Below are 16723 nucleotides of genomic sequence, written 5' to 3'. Positions count from 1 at the left end.
GCGGTTTTTATTTGTTTATAGCCTTAAAAATACCGTTAAATCCTTTATGCTTTATTTTTGTAAATTTCGTATACGTTCTGCATATATTGTAGTTAAAGCAATTTTTACATTCGTTTATATGAGGGGGATGTGCCCATTAATGATAATAAAAATAAGTCCAATCAAGCCTCTGACTCAATAGATATTCAAATTGCTAAACTTGCTTTTATTGGAGCATCTATCGCTACACTTGGAGATGGTTTAAGTGCTTTAGCTGCAGGGCTTGCCCTGAAAGAATTGGAAAAGTCATCTAATCAAAGCTCACAAAACCCGTATGATCAGTTAAAACAGGCAGAATCCATACAAGAGCAGATTGACTATTTGATAAGGGAATTAAAACAAATAAAAAAAATGATTCGTTAAGAAAGGCGTGATTATTTGCAATACGTTTCACAACTATTGTCTGGTAACATAGTGACGGACCTCACGAAAGCCCTTAATGGTGAATATAATGCTATACACTTTTACGAACATTTAGCCCGACTTGCTCCCAATGATGAAATTAGAAATCGTATTCTTGAAATTAGAAAAGATGAGATGCGTCATTACCATGGGTTTTCATACATTTTCACATGTCTCACAGGACAGCAACCTTCTCCTCAAATAACCGAGGCATTACCAACTGATTTTAAAAATGGCGTTATTACCGCGTTTCATGACGAGCAAGATGCAGTGGAGTTTTACCATCGGGTAGCTAGAGAAACTAATATTCCATATGTCAGTAACGAATTTCGTTCGAATGCTTCAGATGAACAAAATCATGCTGTATGGTTTTTATATTTCATGAATCATCATTAGTTAATATTCCTTCTCTTTCGTGCTATAATGAACACGTATAGTTTTGCTGACTCGAGCTTGTGCTTGAGTCTTTTTTTTATGCATACATCACGATTATTAGCAAATAGTAATAGTGGTGTGATAACACCAAATAACTACGACGGAGGGGATTTTTTTTATGAACAACATTCGTGAAGGTTTAATCCCAACTATTCTAGGTTCAGCTGTTACTGCGGCCGGAATTGCTTTAAAGCAAAAAAGTGGTCCCAATAACATGATTGCGCACACTGTATTTGGATTCGGTTTAGCACACATCGTGTTGGGTGCCATTGACCTTGTAGAACATCGTCGTTAGTAGTTGAAGGGCACAATTTTGTGCCCTTCTTTTAATTTTGTACCCAAAATCTTTAGCTGTATATAAATCTTTTTTTACATCGTTTATAATTGATGGTATCTATACGTATATAAATAAGTTCAGAAAAATTTAAAATTAGGAGGTATTTATGAATATCGATTTATTAGTTAATCGTCCAGAACATATAGAAGATGTTGCAAAAATGGTCTATAAAGAATTTGTTGTACCAACAAGTAGCAAGAAAAAATATGAAGAAATAGTAGATTTCTTTAAAGAAACTTATGCAAATGACCTACCAATTACTTTTTTAGCGAATGTAGATGGTCAATGTATAGGAACAGTTTCTGTATTTGAAAATGATTGGAAAGAAAGACCTCAATATAAACCGTGGTTAGCATCGTTATATGTTGAACCATCATATCGAAATAAAAAAATAGCCTTTTTATTAATAAACTACTTGCTAAACCATTTGAAAAAATTGGGATATACTCAAGTTTTTTTAAAGACCGAAAATACTTCAACCTATTATGAAAAAAGAGGTTGGGAGCACGTTGAAACAATTCAAGATGAACAAAATGGTAACGTCGATATTTTTAAATATGATTTATTGAAATAGTTGGTAGAAATTAATTTAAATTTTACTCTCTAAAATTGAGATAGAGCATTGTTATATAAAGAATAATTTTAACAATGCTTCACCTTCCTCAACATAATTGTTCTTATAATGGTCGGAATGATAAGTAACCACCCGTTGTTTCTGATATCTACATTTCTTTCACCTCGTTTCATGTTATAGCGCTAAAAGTGTTGATTTGTAAGGGTCTTTACTGATTGCCTACTTCCAGCAACTCTAACAGCCATTTAGTATAATGACTGAATCATATAAATGAAAATAGAATAGACTATGGGAAGGGCTGCTAGAAGAAGAAAAATCCCTTTTTCAAATAGGTTAGGTGCTGATTTCATTAAAGGGGTATAAAATTTTGAAGAACATTCCCATACACCGCTTATGGAATGATCCAAAGGTTGTTAACTAAGTTAGAGATACGTGCTGAAAAATATTTTGGAGTACTTAAAAATGGTTCAAACCATTGAAATATCAACATTTATAGAGGGAGGGCTTAATTTGAGTTAAAATAAAAACACCTTGTAATTAAATGAATTATTTTCTGAAGTTGAAAGTGATGCGGCTAAGCTTGCTGTGTTAGCAGGGATTATTTCTACATTAGGTGACGGACTGGCTACAGTTGCAGCGATTATGGCAATAGAAGAAGCAAATCAGTCCAGTATGAGCAATGAAAAGAACGCAAGTAGGCTTGAAGAATTGGAAAAGCAAGTTCAATATCTAACAAAAAAACTTCAAAAGCTTAAGTATTCTAGGAAATAATCCGCTTCTATCCTTACATAAAATCTTATTAAATTTCTCATTAAGTTATTATTCCCATCAAATCCAAAACGCCTTAATGATTATTTTCCTTCAATTCTTTCGTATTTACCAAACATACGTGCTATACTAGAGAAGTATAGTTTTGCTGACTTGAGTGGTTGCTCAGGTCTTTTTTATAGTTATTTCCCGCGCAATATATTCTGAAAATTCCGCAAAATGAATTTATAACTATACAAAAGTCGCCAATGCTATTAAGTAAAGCAGTATGTCATCTCCAACTTATAATAATAATCTATTAATTAAACAATGCAGCAATAACTTGGTATTCCCCACCATTAATGCTAACCTAATGTTATAAAGCGAAGATTGGTTTTTATTGCAAAGGTTTTAAAAAAATTTTGGTCGAAATAGAAAAACGGGCTGTCTAAAAAGTCGAAACTTTTTAGACAGTTGCCTCCTCATCTATTAATTATCCACTTGAGGCGGTGCTTCTGCGGTGGTCAGAATAAATTCTCACCATCCTCGGCGCAAAGGGAGTGTCCCAGAAATACTTCTCGGACACTCCCTTTTCTGCACAATATTGTTCAAACTCATAGATGGTGCATCCTATGTTTAAACATGAACGCTTTGCCAAAGCTGCTTGTAATATTCATGATGCTGAATCAATGCGTCATGCGTACCTTTACCAGACAGCTTGCCCTCTTCAAACACAAGTATTTGATCGGCATTTGTTATTGTCGATAATCGATGGGCAATAACAATGGTCGTTCGTCCTTTCATTAAATGAGTTAGTGCTGCTTGTACTTCTCGTTCAGATTCATTATCCAAATTTGAAGTTGCTTCATCTAGTAGCAAAATTTGAGGATTGCGTAAAATGGCGCGTGCAATTGCTAATCGTTGCTTTTGCCCACCTGAAAGCTTAATACCATTCTCACCGACCTGCGTATTTAGCCCCTCACTTAGCTTATTCACAAAGTCCCAGGCATTTGCGGCAATGAGTGCTTCCTTTAATTGTTGTTCATTCGCCTGTGGATTTCCGTATAAAAGATTATCACGTATCGTACCATTTAGTAAGGGTGCCTCTTGTGAAACATAGCCTATTAAACCACGCCACTTTGCTAAATCAAACGTTTCAATATTGTTGTTACCATATTCAATTGCACCTGCTGAAACCTCATAAAAACGTTCAATTAATGAAAACATCGTCGTTTTCCCACCACCACTTTGACTTACAAATGCGGTCGTTTTTCCCGCCGGAATTGTAAAGCTCATATTCTGTAATACTGACTTCTCTCCATAGTTAAATGCCACTTCGTTAAACGTCAAAGGCTGTAATGTCGTTGGCAAGCTAGCACCCTCAAATTGTTCAATCGGTTCACGTATCATCTGCTGAATACGCTCCGTTGCCCCCAGTGCCTTTTGTAATGCCGTAAAGAATGTCGCCATTTGTGTAAAGGGAATGATGATTTGCACTAAATAGATCATAATTGCGACAAGCTCCCCAGCCGAAATATGACCTGCTGCAATTTGTGCACCACCATAGCCAAATATTAATATAAGAACAACCATCATAATCAGGGTCATAATGGGTGATAGGAAGGCTAAAATTTTTGCTTCCTTCATACCATAGCCATACAGCGCCTCAATGCTTTTTTCGCCTTCTGTATTTTCCTTCGCCTCGGTTTGGGTTGCCTTCACAAGTCGGATATTTGATAAGATACGCCCTAATTGTCCACTAAAGCGAGCTAGCTGATCTTGATTGGCTTTAGAAATTTTATGCATTTTTGCACCAAGTGGTAACATTGCAATGATTGCTAGCGGAACGGAAACGAGCATTAGCAACGTCATTTTCCAATCAATCCATAGTAAAATACCGACCGCCCCAATAATGGAGAACATGCCTGTCACAAAGCTTACTAAATGATTCGTCACTAGCTCTTTCACAATGCTTGTATCTTGCGTTATGCGACTCATCGTATCACCTGTTTCATGCGAATCGAAAAACGGGATTTTTAAATGCAGTACATGTTCCCATAAATACTTTCGCATATTTGCTACGACACGCTCACCTAGCATACGCATAAAAAAGTAAGCCATTCCGCTAAAAACAGCTTGTAAAACAAGTGCTGCTACAACAATTACAAGTGTTGTCCATGCAAATTCTTCAATTGAAAAATTATTAATTAAATCCATTGTTAACAGTGGGATGACTAACCCTATTGCCGTATCCACTATCCCTAATAGTAATACAAATATAATCAACCCATGCGGGAACTTACTCCTTTTCATTAGCTGCCAAAGCTCAAGAACTTGTTTCTTCATCGAATGCTACCTCCAATACTTGTAAACGCTCCATTTGTTTCATGACCCATTCCTCTTCTTCCTTTGTGAATGGTGAGGGAAAAAGCCAATCGTCCAATTCCTCAATCTGCACGTCTGCAAATACCTGTGCAATTTCTATTTGAATCGGCCTTGGTATAATATTTAAAAATTGCTGAAATAACGCAAATAGCTGTTCATCTGATGCTTGCTCCTTATTGGCCAATTTAATTGCATACGCTACCTCTATATACTGTCGATTTAATTCGATTAGATCATCATTCAGTACACCGTATATTTTATCGATAACAGACAATGGTAAATATTGTTCAAAATACGTACGTTGCTGCTCTTCTGTCAATATGCTATTTAATACGAGCAAAAAAATTGTTGGCTCAATCACGCTTATTTTTTCATGAATTTTAATTGCCGTATCGACACTTGCAATGACTTTATCGAGCTGCTGCCTTTTTTGCTCTAATAAGTGCCTTTGCTGCTGTAATGACTCTATTAATGAATTTTCTTCATGTAGCAACGCTTTAATTTCCTCAATAGTAAAATCCAAATATTTATATGTAACGATCTTTTGCACGGTTAAAATATTGTCATCATTATAGAGCCGCTGCCCTCCTTGGGAAATATGCGCAGGTGTTAACAATCCTTTTTCGTCATAATAGCGAAGCGCGCGAATCGTTAATCCTGTTTTCTTTGCAAATTGTCCGATTGAATACATGTTGGTCACCCCCCTTCCTTTATTATAAAACCTCTCGTTACGTCAGGTTCAACTAATAAGTCATGTGATTGCAAAAAAACCAAGAATACTTAATACATTTTCATCCGTATCATATACTTATATATTGATGAATGATAAGGAGGAAAAAATTGGACGTTCTTATTAGACCGGGTGATTCCATGTGGTATTATAGCCAAGTTTTCCAGCTTCCACTTCAATTAATTGTAGATTCAAATCCATATATAAATCCGCAAGCTCTATTGCCTCAGCAACCTATCAAAATTCCGGGATACGTAACAAATTCATATGCCATTCAACGTGGGGATTCTATTTGGGCGATTGCACAAAGAATTAATATGCCCTCGGATGCCATTTTATTGCTGAATCCTACAATAAATCCAAATCAGTTGCATATTGGGCAAATCATCGTACTGCCTGTTCGTATAACTTGGAGAGTAGTCAATGGAAAACAAGATTATGACTATCGCACGATGATGAATGACATTGAGAAGTTGCAAATGACATATCCATTTCTGTTAAATAGATCCATTGGGAATTCTGTTCTAAGTAATACTATTCCGGGTCTTTTCATTGGAAATGGTCAAAAACACGTGCATTTCAATGCATCATTCCACGCAAATGAATGGATTACAACACCGATTGTCATGACATTTTTAAATGATTATTTATTATCGCTAACAAATAGTAGCCCGATAAGAGGACTGTATACATTGCCATTGTACATGCAAACGAATTTAAGTATCGTACCCATGGTAAATCCAGATGGGGTCGATTTAGTACTAAATGGACCTCCTGCAAATGAAACCATCCAAAAAAAATTAATTGGATGGAATAATGGGCGTACCGACTTTTCAGGTTGGAAAGCGAATATGAATGGGGTCGATTTGAATGATCAATTTCCTGCAGAATGGGAATTGGAGCGAGAAAGGAATCGAAAAACGCCAGGTCCACGAGATTATGGTGGAGAACGACCGCTATCCGAGCCGGAGTCAATTGCAATGGCAAAGTTAACAAAAGAGATGAATTTCGCCCGAGTATTAGCCTTACATACACAAGGGCAAGAAATATATTGGGGATTCCAAGGGTTAGAACCGCCAGAATCAGAGCCGTTAGTAAATGAGTTTGCGCGGGTGAGTGGCTATAAGCCTGTTCAAACAATTGATAGCTATGCTGGCTATAAAGACTGGTTTATTCAGGATTGGCGCAGACCAGGCTATACAGTTGAGTTAGGGCTAGGAACCAATCCATTGCCTATTACGCAATTCGATGAGATTTACGAAGAAATGTTAGGAATTTTTTTAGTTGCTCTTGATTGGTAGATAGTCAACGATTCCAATTAAATGAAATCATGCATATCCATGAATAAAAGCAACCCCGTTGTGTCGCTAGGACCATAGGAAGCTAGTATTTTCAAGCGAACTTATGGGCGTAGTCATTTTACGGGGTTATTATGGTTTAATTTAGGTCTTTTAGCGTTTCGTCGACTTCTTGTAATTGTTGCTTTAACTGTGATAGCTTTTCTTTATTTTGCTCTACAATTTCTACATGTTCTTGACGTTGTTCCGCATTGTAAAGTGCATTGTCGGTCCGTTCTATCGAATTGAAGGCATGCTCAACTGCAAATTCTTCAGGGTGAGACATCGCTTGTTTTACTGCACGCTCTGACCTTTCTACAGAATTTGTTAATAATGTGTTTGGATGATTTTGCTTCCAGCTTGGTGTACCAGCTCTTTTTTTAGCCATTATACCGCTCCCTTCTCCCATCTCGTTTCAACAATAGTATTGATAAATGGGAAAAATCTATTCATACCATTGTGTGGAGAAAATCAAAAAAACACCCAACCTTGAACTTTGTTACACTGACCAAAAAGTGTTCAATAAATCGTTCATGACATCCCTTAAAAGCAAAAACCCGGAAAATTAATTCCGGGTTTGATTAGCACTTACTTGTAATCCTCCATGACACACTGCCTCGTTTCTGCATGAATTTTCCGTAGAAAACTTTGCATGAATCGCATTCAGTTTTGATGGTTCTTCAGAGTAAACGATCATTCGCACTCATCGGGTTAACCCTCCTAGTCATTAAGATTCGAAGTGAAATCTTTAATAGTATTGACGCATCCTTATTTTTTATACACTTTTTTAAAGGGTTTATCTATTTTTTATGTTCCCCTCGGTTTGGTCACTTCTTGCTTCGGATTATTATGAATTACTTGATTAAATTCCTTTCCATATTCTTCTCGTCTGTTCGTATCCTTCGTTTCTTGTTTTTTCTTTTTAAAGCTTGTTTTACTTTTCTTTGCCATCGTATATTACCTCCAATGCAAACTGTTTAATTATTCCTCTTTCGACTGTTTCCTATTTCTTTTAGCAGCATTATTTTTTGGCTTTTTCGCTAGCTGATGTAACGCATCAAACTCTTTTGCGATTTCTTCTTTCATTTTATTTGGTGCGATTTTTTGATTTTTTGGTGTTTGTGGTAAAGACTGTTTATTTGTACCTTTACCCGCGCTATCGTCTCTGCCCATTTCCATTCTCCTTTCTTATGAAATCATTCTTAATATGGTCGTGGAACGATTTTTTATCAGTGTTAATCGATAATTCCTAACAAATTTAATGTTCAAAAAAGTGGGCATAAATTCACGTATATAGCGCAAATTACTATGTAGGAGGTGACTAAATTTGAGTAAAAATAGCAAAGAAACGTTAAATGGAAGGACCCATAATCCCTTTAATACTTATAAAGAATTACATCATAACAAAACCAGTCACAATCGTAACCCTGAGGACAATACAGCAGAATTTGCTGAAGAATTCGATGCGAAATTAAAAAATAAAAACAATAAAACGAATCATGATAAAAATCAGCAATCTAATAAAACTTAAACTCCCCAAACAATTGACGTGTTAAACAAAAAAATGGCTAGTATGTGCCTTCGTAAAATACCGAGCGCATACCAGCCAATTCACTGGAATCTAATCATATTATTGTCAATAAAGCTCTATTGCTTCAGTTAAAACGCTGGAATGGAGGTTTCTTTAAAATTTTCCTCTAAAAACTGACGTACTTCTTCGCTTGTAACGGCTTCTTTTAGCTTTTGAATAACTTCATCATTTTGATTATCCTCACGGGTTACAAGCTGAATAGCAAAATCATTTCCTGGAAGCTCCTGTAACAACGCATCTGCACTCGGTGTTAGTCCTAATGGCGCGGCATACGCTGGATACATCGCGACAATATCCGCTTCATCATACATACGCGCTAGCATTAATAAATCTACTTCTTTAAATTGCAGGTTTTTTGGATTTTCCTTAATATCTTTTATCGTGTAATAGGCATCTTGTTTTTCACCTAAAGTCAGGACCTTATTTTGCACTAATAATTGTAACGTACGGTCAATATTGGATGCATCATTGGCAATCGCTAATGTTGCACCCTCAGGTAACGCCTCCCAATTGTCGTATTTTTTTGAATAAATACTGAAATTCGGATAATAAATTTGTTGAATCGCAACTAAATTTGAGCCATTTGCTTTATTGAATTCTTTCATAAACGGCTGATGTTGGAATAGGTTCGCATCCACTTCACCAGCAGCCAGTGCAGCATTTGGCTGTACATTGTCACCAAGCACAACAATTTCTAAGTCGATGTTTTGTTCTGCTAAAATAGGCTTGGCAATTTCTAAAATATCGGTCATTGGTGGAATTAATGATGCCACCTTAAGTGTCATATTTTCCGATTGTGCCTCTTTCTCTTTGCTGTTCTTGTCCGCAGCATCATTATTACCACATGCAGTTAAAAGGAACACTGACAGCATGGCAAAAAGCATTACTAGTTTTTTCATATTACTACCCCTAACGTTTATCTATTTTTCTTGCTACAGCCGTTCCAATTATTTGAATCAGCTGCACAAAAATTATCATAATGATGATCATATACATCATTAGATCCGTTTTAAATTGCTGATAGCCGTACCGAATCGCAAAATCCCCGATACCACCGCCACCAACGACTCCCATAATTGTTGAATAGGAAATAAAACTAATCGTTGAAGTCGTCAACCCAAGCACCAGTCCTGAGCGCGCTTCAACATAGAGAAATTTAAAAATAATTGCTTTTACTGTCGCCCCCATCGAAATGGCAGCTTCGATTACGCCACGAGGCACTTCTAACAAAGATTGCTCCACTAAACGAGCATAATGGGCAATGGCAATAATCGCCAATGGTACACAGGCAGCTGCTGTCCCAATCGCTGATCCAACAAGTAAACGTGTAAACGGAATTAAAAATACAACTAATAATAAAAACGGAAACGAGCGAATAATATTCACGAGTAAATTAAACAAATTGTATAAGGCCTTATTTTCAAGTATGTGCCCTTTACTCGATAAAAATAATACTGTTCCTATGGGAAGACCGACTAAAATCGCCGCTAAAATGGACACACCTACCATAATAGCTGTTTGGAAAATCGCTGTTATGATTTCGGCCTGGTATTGAATGAGTACCTCAGGCATTTAGCGCCCCTCCTTCATCAATTCTTGCACAAATGTTTGTGGATTGGCATCGATTTTTGGTACTCCGGTTGGCACGATTGATACAGTTTCAAATACTTCACCATCCGCTAACACACATACACGCTGACAAATGCTTTTTATAACATCCATTTCATGACTGACAATAACTATCGTCACACCTAGCGTTCGATTAATTGTTTCCAGTACAGCCAATATTTCTGCTGTCGTTGTTGGATCCAGTGAGGAAGTTGGTTCATCACATAACAAAATTTGTGGCTTCGTCGCTAAAGCACGCGCAATCGCCACACGCTGTTTTTGACCACCACTTAATTGCGCCGGATATTGGCTAGCCATCGTTTCTAAGCCGACAAATTGTAAGCATTCTTTAACGCGAGCGCTTCGTTCATTTTTATTGAATTCTGCAAGTTCTAATGCAATTTCAATATTTTCAAAAACGGTTTTATTGGCCAATAAATTAAAATGCTGAAAAATCATACCAATTGATTTTCGAGCAATGCGCAGCTGCTTTTGCGAACTTGTCGTTAAATTTTGATTGGCAACTACGACATCACCACTTGTCGGTACTTCAAGTAAATTCATCACTCGTAAAAGTGTAGACTTGCCCGCACCACTAGGACCTATTAAGCCAAATATTTCACCACTATTTACTGTAAGGGAAATGTTATGTATAGCTTTGAAATGGTCATATTGCTTACTAACATTGCAAAGTTTAATCATTGATGCGCCTCCTAGTCGTTCAAAAAGCTGTCACAATGTTTTTTAGTATACTTCATTTAGCAGTTAGGTGAAAGAAGTTTTGAGCATTCTATTCAAAAAAATAATAAATTTGTGCTAATTTAGTAAATAAAAAACGCGTTAGCAAAAATATATTTAGCCAACGCATTCTAGCAAAATTAATGTTTCTAGCACTTAACTTGATCCAGTGTAATAGCGATTGTTTCTTATAATCACTGACATCGGCATTCATCCTCTAGAAGACATGTTTAATTTTATTCAGTCGGGGCAAAAAACACTCAAATTAACAATTATTTCCGACGGTAATTAAAACTCATTAATTCTGGTAAAGTAAGATTTAGTCTGTTTTTTCGAAATATCCCCCCTAAATCTAGATTGAATAAGTAAAAAAAACCCTTCTACCAATCACGTTAATACTCAAATCAATTGAAATTGCATTAAAGCCCGCTCAAAACCATCTTTATTTGAATCGTTCCTAAATCTTATATCTTTAAAATTAAGCAAGAAAGCAACCAGTAATCTTAGTGACCTCTTTAATATCTTTAATCAAGTATCCATTGAAATATAATCCCATTCTTCATCTCGATGCCCTATTATCCAAAACAATCCTCTACGTCTTTCTATGACAATGCTTTCATTCATATTTGCTGGAGCTTCTTGTCCTTGTATTCGACTATTTACACAAGCCCAGTGCAATCGATAAATTTTGTCTGCTTCATCTAATATCTTTTCCTTGTTAAGCATTGTAGTTGTGCTATAAAATTGCTCGAATGATTCACAGCTTGAAACAACCTGGATTGCATATTGGCAGTTGCAAATATCATCTGGAAAATCGAGTGTATCAACAAGCCCTAACGCCCAAATAAGTACCCAGTAGGCTTCATATTGCCAAGAAATATTACTTGCTTCTTGCTCACTCGGTTCTTCTACTTGTAAAAAGTTTCGTTCATTGTCCGTAAGATAATCTTCCACTCCATATTTTTGCAACATCGTCATAAAGAAGTCTTTCGATTTATGTATATCTCCTCCTTGATTGACATCACAAGCATATTGAATAACAATTAACAACGCTACAGCTCTTTTAGCGATATGTTCCTGAGTCTTAAACTGATATTGTGCTAGTGGTAGGAGCTGTGGTAGTGATGGAATAAAAGGGATTTCATGTTCTCTTAAATAATTAATTGATTTGTTTTTTCTTTGCTCCCCTTCTTCTGAGGTAACTTCAGATCCCATTATCTTTCTCGTACAACTATGAGGTCTGAAATTAGCAGGTCCTGACTTCCCATCAGGATAAACAATAACAAGACCTTGTTGATCTAACAACATACCGTTTGGTAAAAAGCCAATCCCACCTATTTTTGAGAGTAGATTCGTAAATAACTGCAGTTGAGCTTCATTCATATCTTTCTCCACTTCAATTGCAATCATCGTATTTAACACAGATATTTGCGTTAAAACTCGTCCTTTAAGGTGCTCATCTTCAAATGGGATTTCATCATAAAAACCCATCATCCCGGGTATATTTTTCTCGAAATAATCTGGGTCTGTATCTTCTGAACTAACCCGTATCGTCATCTTATCTTTGTTAAAAAACCCTTTGGACTGAATTTTGTATTCCTTTTCAGTACTCTTAATTCGAAAGCCTTTTGCGAAAACAGCTAAAATCTCATTTCCAATATCGTCAATATTATTCTTAGAAGCGTATATTGTGAAATAATTCAAACTCAACTCTCCTTTTGGTATTGCATTTATATTGTAAAATCAAGCTTTAAAAAAATCCAAAATAAAGGGTATTATACCATGAATATACAATAGATGTGTAAAAAGTTGAAGAAGTTGTATTTAGACTTCGAAAACTAAAGAATCGCATATTAATACAATGCTACAATTAGCCTTCCCTGTACTCATTTACTTTATTGGAAAAATGAAAACCTTAAAAGTGGAGTTAGTTGCAGTCCATACACAGCACGTACAACAGGGCGAAAGGCATTCGTGTGATAGAAGCCGCAACTCATCTAATCAAGCATAGTTAGGCCAAAAAATCTTTTATGATCCCTTAGACAAAAGTATGAAATTTTAGAAATTTATTTACATTCTTAATATTGGTAAGTTATACTGATGGCACATAAAAAAACTACATACCGTTTTTCTGCACTAGGGGTGCCCACTTTGGCTGAGATGCGAGCAATGGCTCCGATCCCTTATAACTCGATCAGGATAATACCTGCGTGAGGAAGTGTGGTGACTTTCCGTTTGCTTAAAATTGGATAAGTGGCTGCATCTTCACGGATGTGGTCTTTTTTTATGACAATTTTTCGGGAGGTTTTTTACTATGCAATGCAGTTCAAGCTCTATTGTCGGATTTCGTTTTTCACTTTATCCAATGACCAATGATTTTATTTCGGTAATTACAAAAGCGCTTCAAGAAACGGATACTTCAAATGTATGGATGCACACGGATGACGTATCTACTGTGATTCGTGGGAAACAAGTGCATGTGTTTAATGTGGCAAAAGCACTCACATTACACGTAGCTAAAACGGGTGAACATATAGCATTATCTGGAACCTTTTCTGCTGGTTGTCCAGGTGATACTGCAGGGGATGTCTTTTTGGATAAAGGCGATGAAGTAGCCAATACCGATACGACGAAGCAATACATTTCATCTCAATTTGCGCTTTATCCGTTGAATAATCCTGATTATATGAATGTGATTTATAGAGAAATAGATCGAGCAAAAGCACATGGTGTTTACAATGAGTCGATGCATTATGCAAGCGGGATTCACGGAGACATACATGAGGTGTTTGATTTTTACGAGCAATCGTTTACACATGCTCGATCAGATGAACATCAACATCTTGTCATGACAGTTTCAATGAGCATTAATAGTCCTTCTCACGGAGGTCTTTAAGATGCTGAAATCATGGAAACTTAAAGAAATTGTACTGATGTCATTATTTTCGGTTGTGTTTGGTATTGTATATTTACTGTTTTTACATGCAGGGAATATTTGGGCAGGGTTTATCGGTCCGATTGCGTATGAATGGATTTTTGGTATTTGGTTTATCGTCTCAATTATATGCATGTATATTATTCGAAAACCTGGTGCAGCAGTCGTTTCTGAAACAATCGCTGCAACAATCGAGGTTTTATTGGGCAATGCAGTTGGTCCACGTTTAATTCTTTCAGGTGTTATTCAAGGCTTAGGGGCAGAAGCTGTTTTTGCCGCAACACGTTACAAACGCTTTGATTTATGGGTATTAATGTTGGCTGGAATTGGCTCAGCCGTTTTCAGCTTTGTATATGGATACTTTTTAGGTGGATTTGTCGTGTATAGCACAGGTTATGTAGCGCTAATGTTAGGGCTTCGCATAGCAAGTGGCGCTCTCATTGCGGGTGTCGGTGGAAAAGTGTTATCAGATGGCTTACTCGCTACCGGTTCACTCCGAGGTTATGCCATTTCAAGTTCGAAAAAGGGGGAATCACATGCATAATGTGATTTGCTTTCACAATGTAACATTCTTTTATCCAGACGAAGAACAGCCAATACTCGAGAATCTTTCGTTATCTATTCGACGTGGGGAGCGTGTTGTCATTACAGGTCCAAGCGGCTGTGGAAAATCAACATTCCTCTATTTATGCAATAGGCTCTATCCAGACAATTGTGATGGCATTTTAAATGGTTTCATAGAGCTGTTCGGCAAAGACAGCCTTTCTTATATCCCCGGGGAAATTAATCACCAGATTGCTACTGTTTTTCAAGATCCTGATGCACAATTTTGCATGCAAACGGTAGAGGAAGAGCTTGCATTTACTCTGGAAAACTTACATGTACCAAGAAAAGAAATGGATGCTCGCATACGTGAAATATTGGATTTGACAGACTTAAGCGAATTTCGTCATGCAATTATTCAAAAGCTGTCGGGTGGACAAAAGCAGCGAATTGCCACCGCATGTGCACTCATTATGGAGCCCGAGGTTTTATTGTTAGACGAACCTCTTGCCCACTTAGATCCTTACACTGCACAAAAATACGTAGAATGGTTGGATCAACTACAAGAAAAACGAAATATTACGATTGTAGCAATTGAACATCGGTTAGAGTTATGGGGGAACTTTTTTGAACGCAACATCCCGTTAAATAAAAGCGAGGAAGCTCCCCCATTGCAAAAACGGAATAGTTCCATGCAGGCAGATGTATCTTTCCAAGCAAGTAACATCCGTTCTAAGCCGTATCTTCAAGAACTTTCTTTTGTCTTAAATCGTGGGGAAATAACTGTTTTAGCTGGACCCAATGGTAGTGGGAAGTCTACATTATTAAAAGCTTTATGCCAATTAATCCCCTCAAGCGGATCGATTCAGCCAAAACGTTTAGGGTATGTCCCCCAGTCACCGGAGTTTTTATTTTTGACAAATAATGTGCAAGATGAAGTAGCATTTGGTGGCAAAAAGGATGTCACTAATATGTTAAATCGACTAAATTTAACCCCTCTTGCTAGGGCTCACCCATTTGCTGTTAGTCATGGGCAAAAGCGAAGAGTAGCAATTGCAGCAATGCTCTCCGATGGACGCGATGTAATTGTGATGGACGAGCCTACTTCTGGTCAAGATGCAGCTTCACTGTGTGAATTATTTCAATTAATCGATGAAAGGTCCCGCTCTGGTACAACGTTTTTAATCGTCACACATGATATGGATTTTGCTTATTGCATGGCAGATTCAATATTATTACTCAAAAATGGGCGTCTAACTGGGAAGTTTCCGGCTAGGGATGTTTGGGGAAATGAAAACCTACTTTTAGCTCATCACTTACTACCACCGAAGGGATTGAAGGCACGTGAAGCATGCATTAAATAGTATGAATCCTTCACTTAAGTTTTTACTTTTTACAGGTTGTATGTTCACAATGGCTTTCTTTTTTGATCCTTGGACTCCGCTCATATTCTGGTTAAGCATACTAGCATTGCAATTATTGCTTAGTCAGATTGATTGGAAAAAATGGTTATTGTTTATGATTCCATTTTTCATAACGGCTTTCGGATATTTTTGGACAACGCTAGTTTTCGCGGAAGATCAACCTGGACCTGTTGTTTGGTCTTTTTGGATGCTTAACGTTTCAGAATCACAGTTGTATCATGCTCTTTCATTAAGCTTTCGGGTATTAGCATTTTCAAGTCTTTCTCTTTTGTTCGCTTTTACGACAAATCCAACAACTTTTATTATGAGCTTAATGCAACAATTAAAATTGTCCCCTAAAATTGCCTATGGGGTTCTGGTTGGCTATCAGTTTTTACCTGTGTTAAAGGATGAATTTATTCAAATTCAGCAAGCACATCGATTAAGAGGAGCGACTCCAGAAAAAAATAGATTGAAACGACTTCTTGGTGTTCACAAAGTTTTAATCCCAATGTTAGCAGGTGCTGTTCGTAAAGCAGAGCGCGCTGCATTCGCAATGGAAGCAAGAGGTTTTACTGGAGAGCGAAGAAGTAGCTATTTTCAAGTGATAACAGTAAGTAAAATAGATGGCGTTTGTGTCGCATTATTCCTATTCGTGCTTCTTTTGAGTTGCACCAATCAAATATGGCTTAGTTGAAGTAGAAATAAATGAAGTAAAAAAAGTTTCTTCCATTAACTGTTTCATGAGATAAGGAGATGCTCTATCAGCGTCTCCTTTTTACTTTAAACAACATCAAAAAACCCGGAAACTTAATTCCGGGCTTGATTCGCACTTACTTGTAATTCTCCATGACACACTGCCTCGTTTCTGCATGAATTTTCATAAGAAAACTTTGCATGAATCGCATTCAGCTTTGAT

General features: G+C 36.9%; 20 protein-coding genes and 1 riboswitch. Of the genes, 11 read left to right on the top strand and 9 right to left on the bottom strand.

Going from position 1 to position 16723, the window contains the following annotated elements:
- Positions 1 to 129: 129 nt before the first annotated feature.
- The 5 genes from MKX47_RS08970 (at position 130) to MKX47_RS08950 (ending at position 2558) form a co-directional block, all read left to right on the top strand.
- The gene (locus MKX47_RS08970) at positions 130 to 402 is read left to right on the top strand and encodes a translation initiation factor 2 (RefSeq protein ID WP_340773191.1); all 273 of its coding nucleotides are present in this window, start codon (positions 130 to 132) and stop codon (positions 400 to 402) included.
- A gap of 15 nt (positions 403 to 417) precedes the next feature.
- Complete coding sequence (locus MKX47_RS08965) at positions 418 to 837, top strand: ferritin-like domain-containing protein (RefSeq protein WP_340773188.1); 420 nt, start codon at positions 418 to 420, stop codon at positions 835 to 837.
- A 157-nt stretch (positions 838 to 994) separates the two neighbouring features.
- Positions 995 to 1171 carry an asparagine synthase gene (locus tag MKX47_RS08960; protein ID WP_340773186.1) on the top strand — a complete coding sequence of 59 codons (177 nt, stop codon included), beginning with the start codon at positions 995 to 997 and terminating at the stop codon, positions 1169 to 1171.
- 148 nt (positions 1172 to 1319) lie between these two features.
- Entirely contained in the window at positions 1320 to 1787 is a 468-nt protein-coding gene (locus tag MKX47_RS08955) for a GNAT family N-acetyltransferase (protein ID WP_340773184.1), read from the top strand.
- A 585-nt stretch (positions 1788 to 2372) separates the two neighbouring features.
- Complete coding sequence (locus MKX47_RS08950) at positions 2373 to 2558, top strand: hypothetical protein (RefSeq protein ID WP_340773183.1); 186 nt, start codon at positions 2373 to 2375, stop codon at positions 2556 to 2558.
- Positions 2559 to 3170: 612 nt separating this feature from the next.
- Here MKX47_RS08950 and MKX47_RS08945 read toward each other — a convergent pair.
- Positions 3171 to 4880: an ABC transporter ATP-binding protein gene (locus MKX47_RS08945; protein ID WP_340773181.1), complete on the bottom strand. Its 1710-nt coding sequence runs from the start codon at positions 4878 to 4880 to the stop codon at positions 3171 to 3173.
- A complete protein-coding gene (locus MKX47_RS08940) occupies positions 4861 to 5610 on the bottom strand; it encodes a MerR family transcriptional regulator (RefSeq protein ID WP_340773178.1) in 750 nt (249 codons plus the stop codon). The genes MKX47_RS08945 and MKX47_RS08940 overlap by 20 nt, the downstream gene beginning before the upstream one ends.
- A 149-nt stretch (positions 5611 to 5759) precedes the next feature.
- Here MKX47_RS08940 and MKX47_RS08935 point away from each other — a divergent pair, with 149 nt between their 5' ends.
- Positions 5760 to 6950 carry a M14 family zinc carboxypeptidase gene (locus MKX47_RS08935; protein WP_340773176.1) on the top strand — a complete coding sequence of 397 codons (1191 nt, stop codon included), beginning with the start codon at positions 5760 to 5762 and terminating at the stop codon, positions 6948 to 6950.
- 136 nt (positions 6951 to 7086) lie between these two features.
- Here the strand turns inward: MKX47_RS08935 and MKX47_RS08930 are convergent, their stop codons facing one another.
- From MKX47_RS08930 to MKX47_RS08920, 3 genes are all read right to left on the bottom strand, one after another.
- Positions 7087 to 7374, bottom strand: a complete 288-nt coding sequence (locus MKX47_RS08930; protein ID WP_340773173.1) for a hypothetical protein — start codon at positions 7372 to 7374, stop codon at positions 7087 to 7089.
- 419 nt (positions 7375 to 7793) lie between these two features.
- Positions 7794 to 7937, bottom strand: a complete 144-nt coding sequence (locus MKX47_RS08925) for a hypothetical protein (RefSeq protein ID WP_340773170.1) — start codon at positions 7935 to 7937, stop codon at positions 7794 to 7796.
- A gap of 30 nt (positions 7938 to 7967) precedes the next feature.
- A complete protein-coding gene (locus MKX47_RS08920; protein ID WP_340773167.1) occupies positions 7968 to 8159 on the bottom strand; it encodes a YfhD family protein in 192 nt (63 codons plus the stop codon).
- 154 nt (positions 8160 to 8313) lie between these two features.
- Here MKX47_RS08920 and MKX47_RS08915 point away from each other — a divergent pair, with 154 nt between their 5' ends.
- Positions 8314 to 8517 (top strand): hypothetical protein, encoded by a 204-nt coding sequence (locus MKX47_RS08915; protein WP_340773165.1) that lies wholly within the window; start codon positions 8314 to 8316, stop codon positions 8515 to 8517.
- Between the two features lie 128 nt (positions 8518 to 8645).
- Here MKX47_RS08915 and MKX47_RS08910 read toward each other — a convergent pair whose 3' ends face one another.
- From MKX47_RS08910 to MKX47_RS08895, 4 genes are all read right to left on the bottom strand, one after another.
- On the bottom strand, positions 8646 to 9476 hold the full coding sequence (locus MKX47_RS08910; protein WP_340773162.1) for a MetQ/NlpA family ABC transporter substrate-binding protein: 831 nt from the start codon (positions 9474 to 9476) through the stop codon (positions 8646 to 8648).
- Positions 9477 to 9486: 10 nt separating this feature from the next.
- On the bottom strand, positions 9487 to 10149 hold the full coding sequence (locus MKX47_RS08905) for a methionine ABC transporter permease (RefSeq protein WP_340773159.1): 663 nt from the start codon (positions 10147 to 10149) through the stop codon (positions 9487 to 9489).
- Positions 10150 to 10887, bottom strand: a complete 738-nt coding sequence (locus MKX47_RS08900; protein ID WP_340773157.1) for a methionine ABC transporter ATP-binding protein — start codon at positions 10885 to 10887, stop codon at positions 10150 to 10152. It abuts the gene before it with no gap.
- Positions 10888 to 11451: 564 nt separating this feature from the next.
- Positions 11452 to 12627, bottom strand: coding sequence for a DUF4272 domain-containing protein (locus MKX47_RS08895; RefSeq protein WP_340773155.1), 1176 nt, complete (start codon positions 12625 to 12627; stop codon positions 11452 to 11454).
- Positions 12628 to 13051: 424 nt separating this feature from the next.
- Positions 13052 to 13157: riboswitch (TPP riboswitch) on the top strand.
- 80 nt (positions 13158 to 13237) lie between these two features.
- Between MKX47_RS08895 and MKX47_RS08890 the strand changes: the two genes are divergently transcribed.
- Genes MKX47_RS08890 through MKX47_RS08875 form a run of 4 tightly spaced genes read left to right on the top strand, consistent with a single transcriptional unit; the run spans position 13238 to position 16501 of the window.
- On the top strand, positions 13238 to 13819 hold the full coding sequence (locus MKX47_RS08890) for a YkoF family thiamine/hydroxymethylpyrimidine-binding protein (protein ID WP_340773153.1): 582 nt from the start codon (positions 13238 to 13240) through the stop codon (positions 13817 to 13819).
- A 1-nt stretch (position 13820) separates the two neighbouring features.
- Positions 13821 to 14402, top strand: a complete 582-nt coding sequence (locus tag MKX47_RS08885; RefSeq protein ID WP_340773150.1) for an ECF transporter S component — start codon at positions 13821 to 13823, stop codon at positions 14400 to 14402.
- Positions 14395 to 15765 carry an ABC transporter ATP-binding protein gene (locus MKX47_RS08880; RefSeq protein ID WP_340773149.1) on the top strand — a complete coding sequence of 457 codons (1371 nt, stop codon included), beginning with the start codon at positions 14395 to 14397 and terminating at the stop codon, positions 15763 to 15765. The genes MKX47_RS08885 and MKX47_RS08880 overlap by 8 nt, the downstream gene beginning before the upstream one ends.
- Entirely contained in the window at positions 15746 to 16501 is a 756-nt protein-coding gene (locus MKX47_RS08875; protein WP_340773146.1) for an energy-coupling factor transporter transmembrane component T, read from the top strand. The genes MKX47_RS08880 and MKX47_RS08875 overlap by 20 nt, the downstream gene beginning before the upstream one ends.
- Positions 16502 to 16723: the final 222 nt, after the last annotated feature.

Source organism: Solibacillus sp. FSL R7-0668, from assembly GCF_038006205.1.
Lineage (GTDB): Bacteria > Bacillota > Bacilli > Bacillales_A > Planococcaceae > Solibacillus.
The sequence above is the reverse complement of the archived record's forward strand: the minus strand, read 5'-3'. Positions and strand labels throughout refer to the sequence as shown.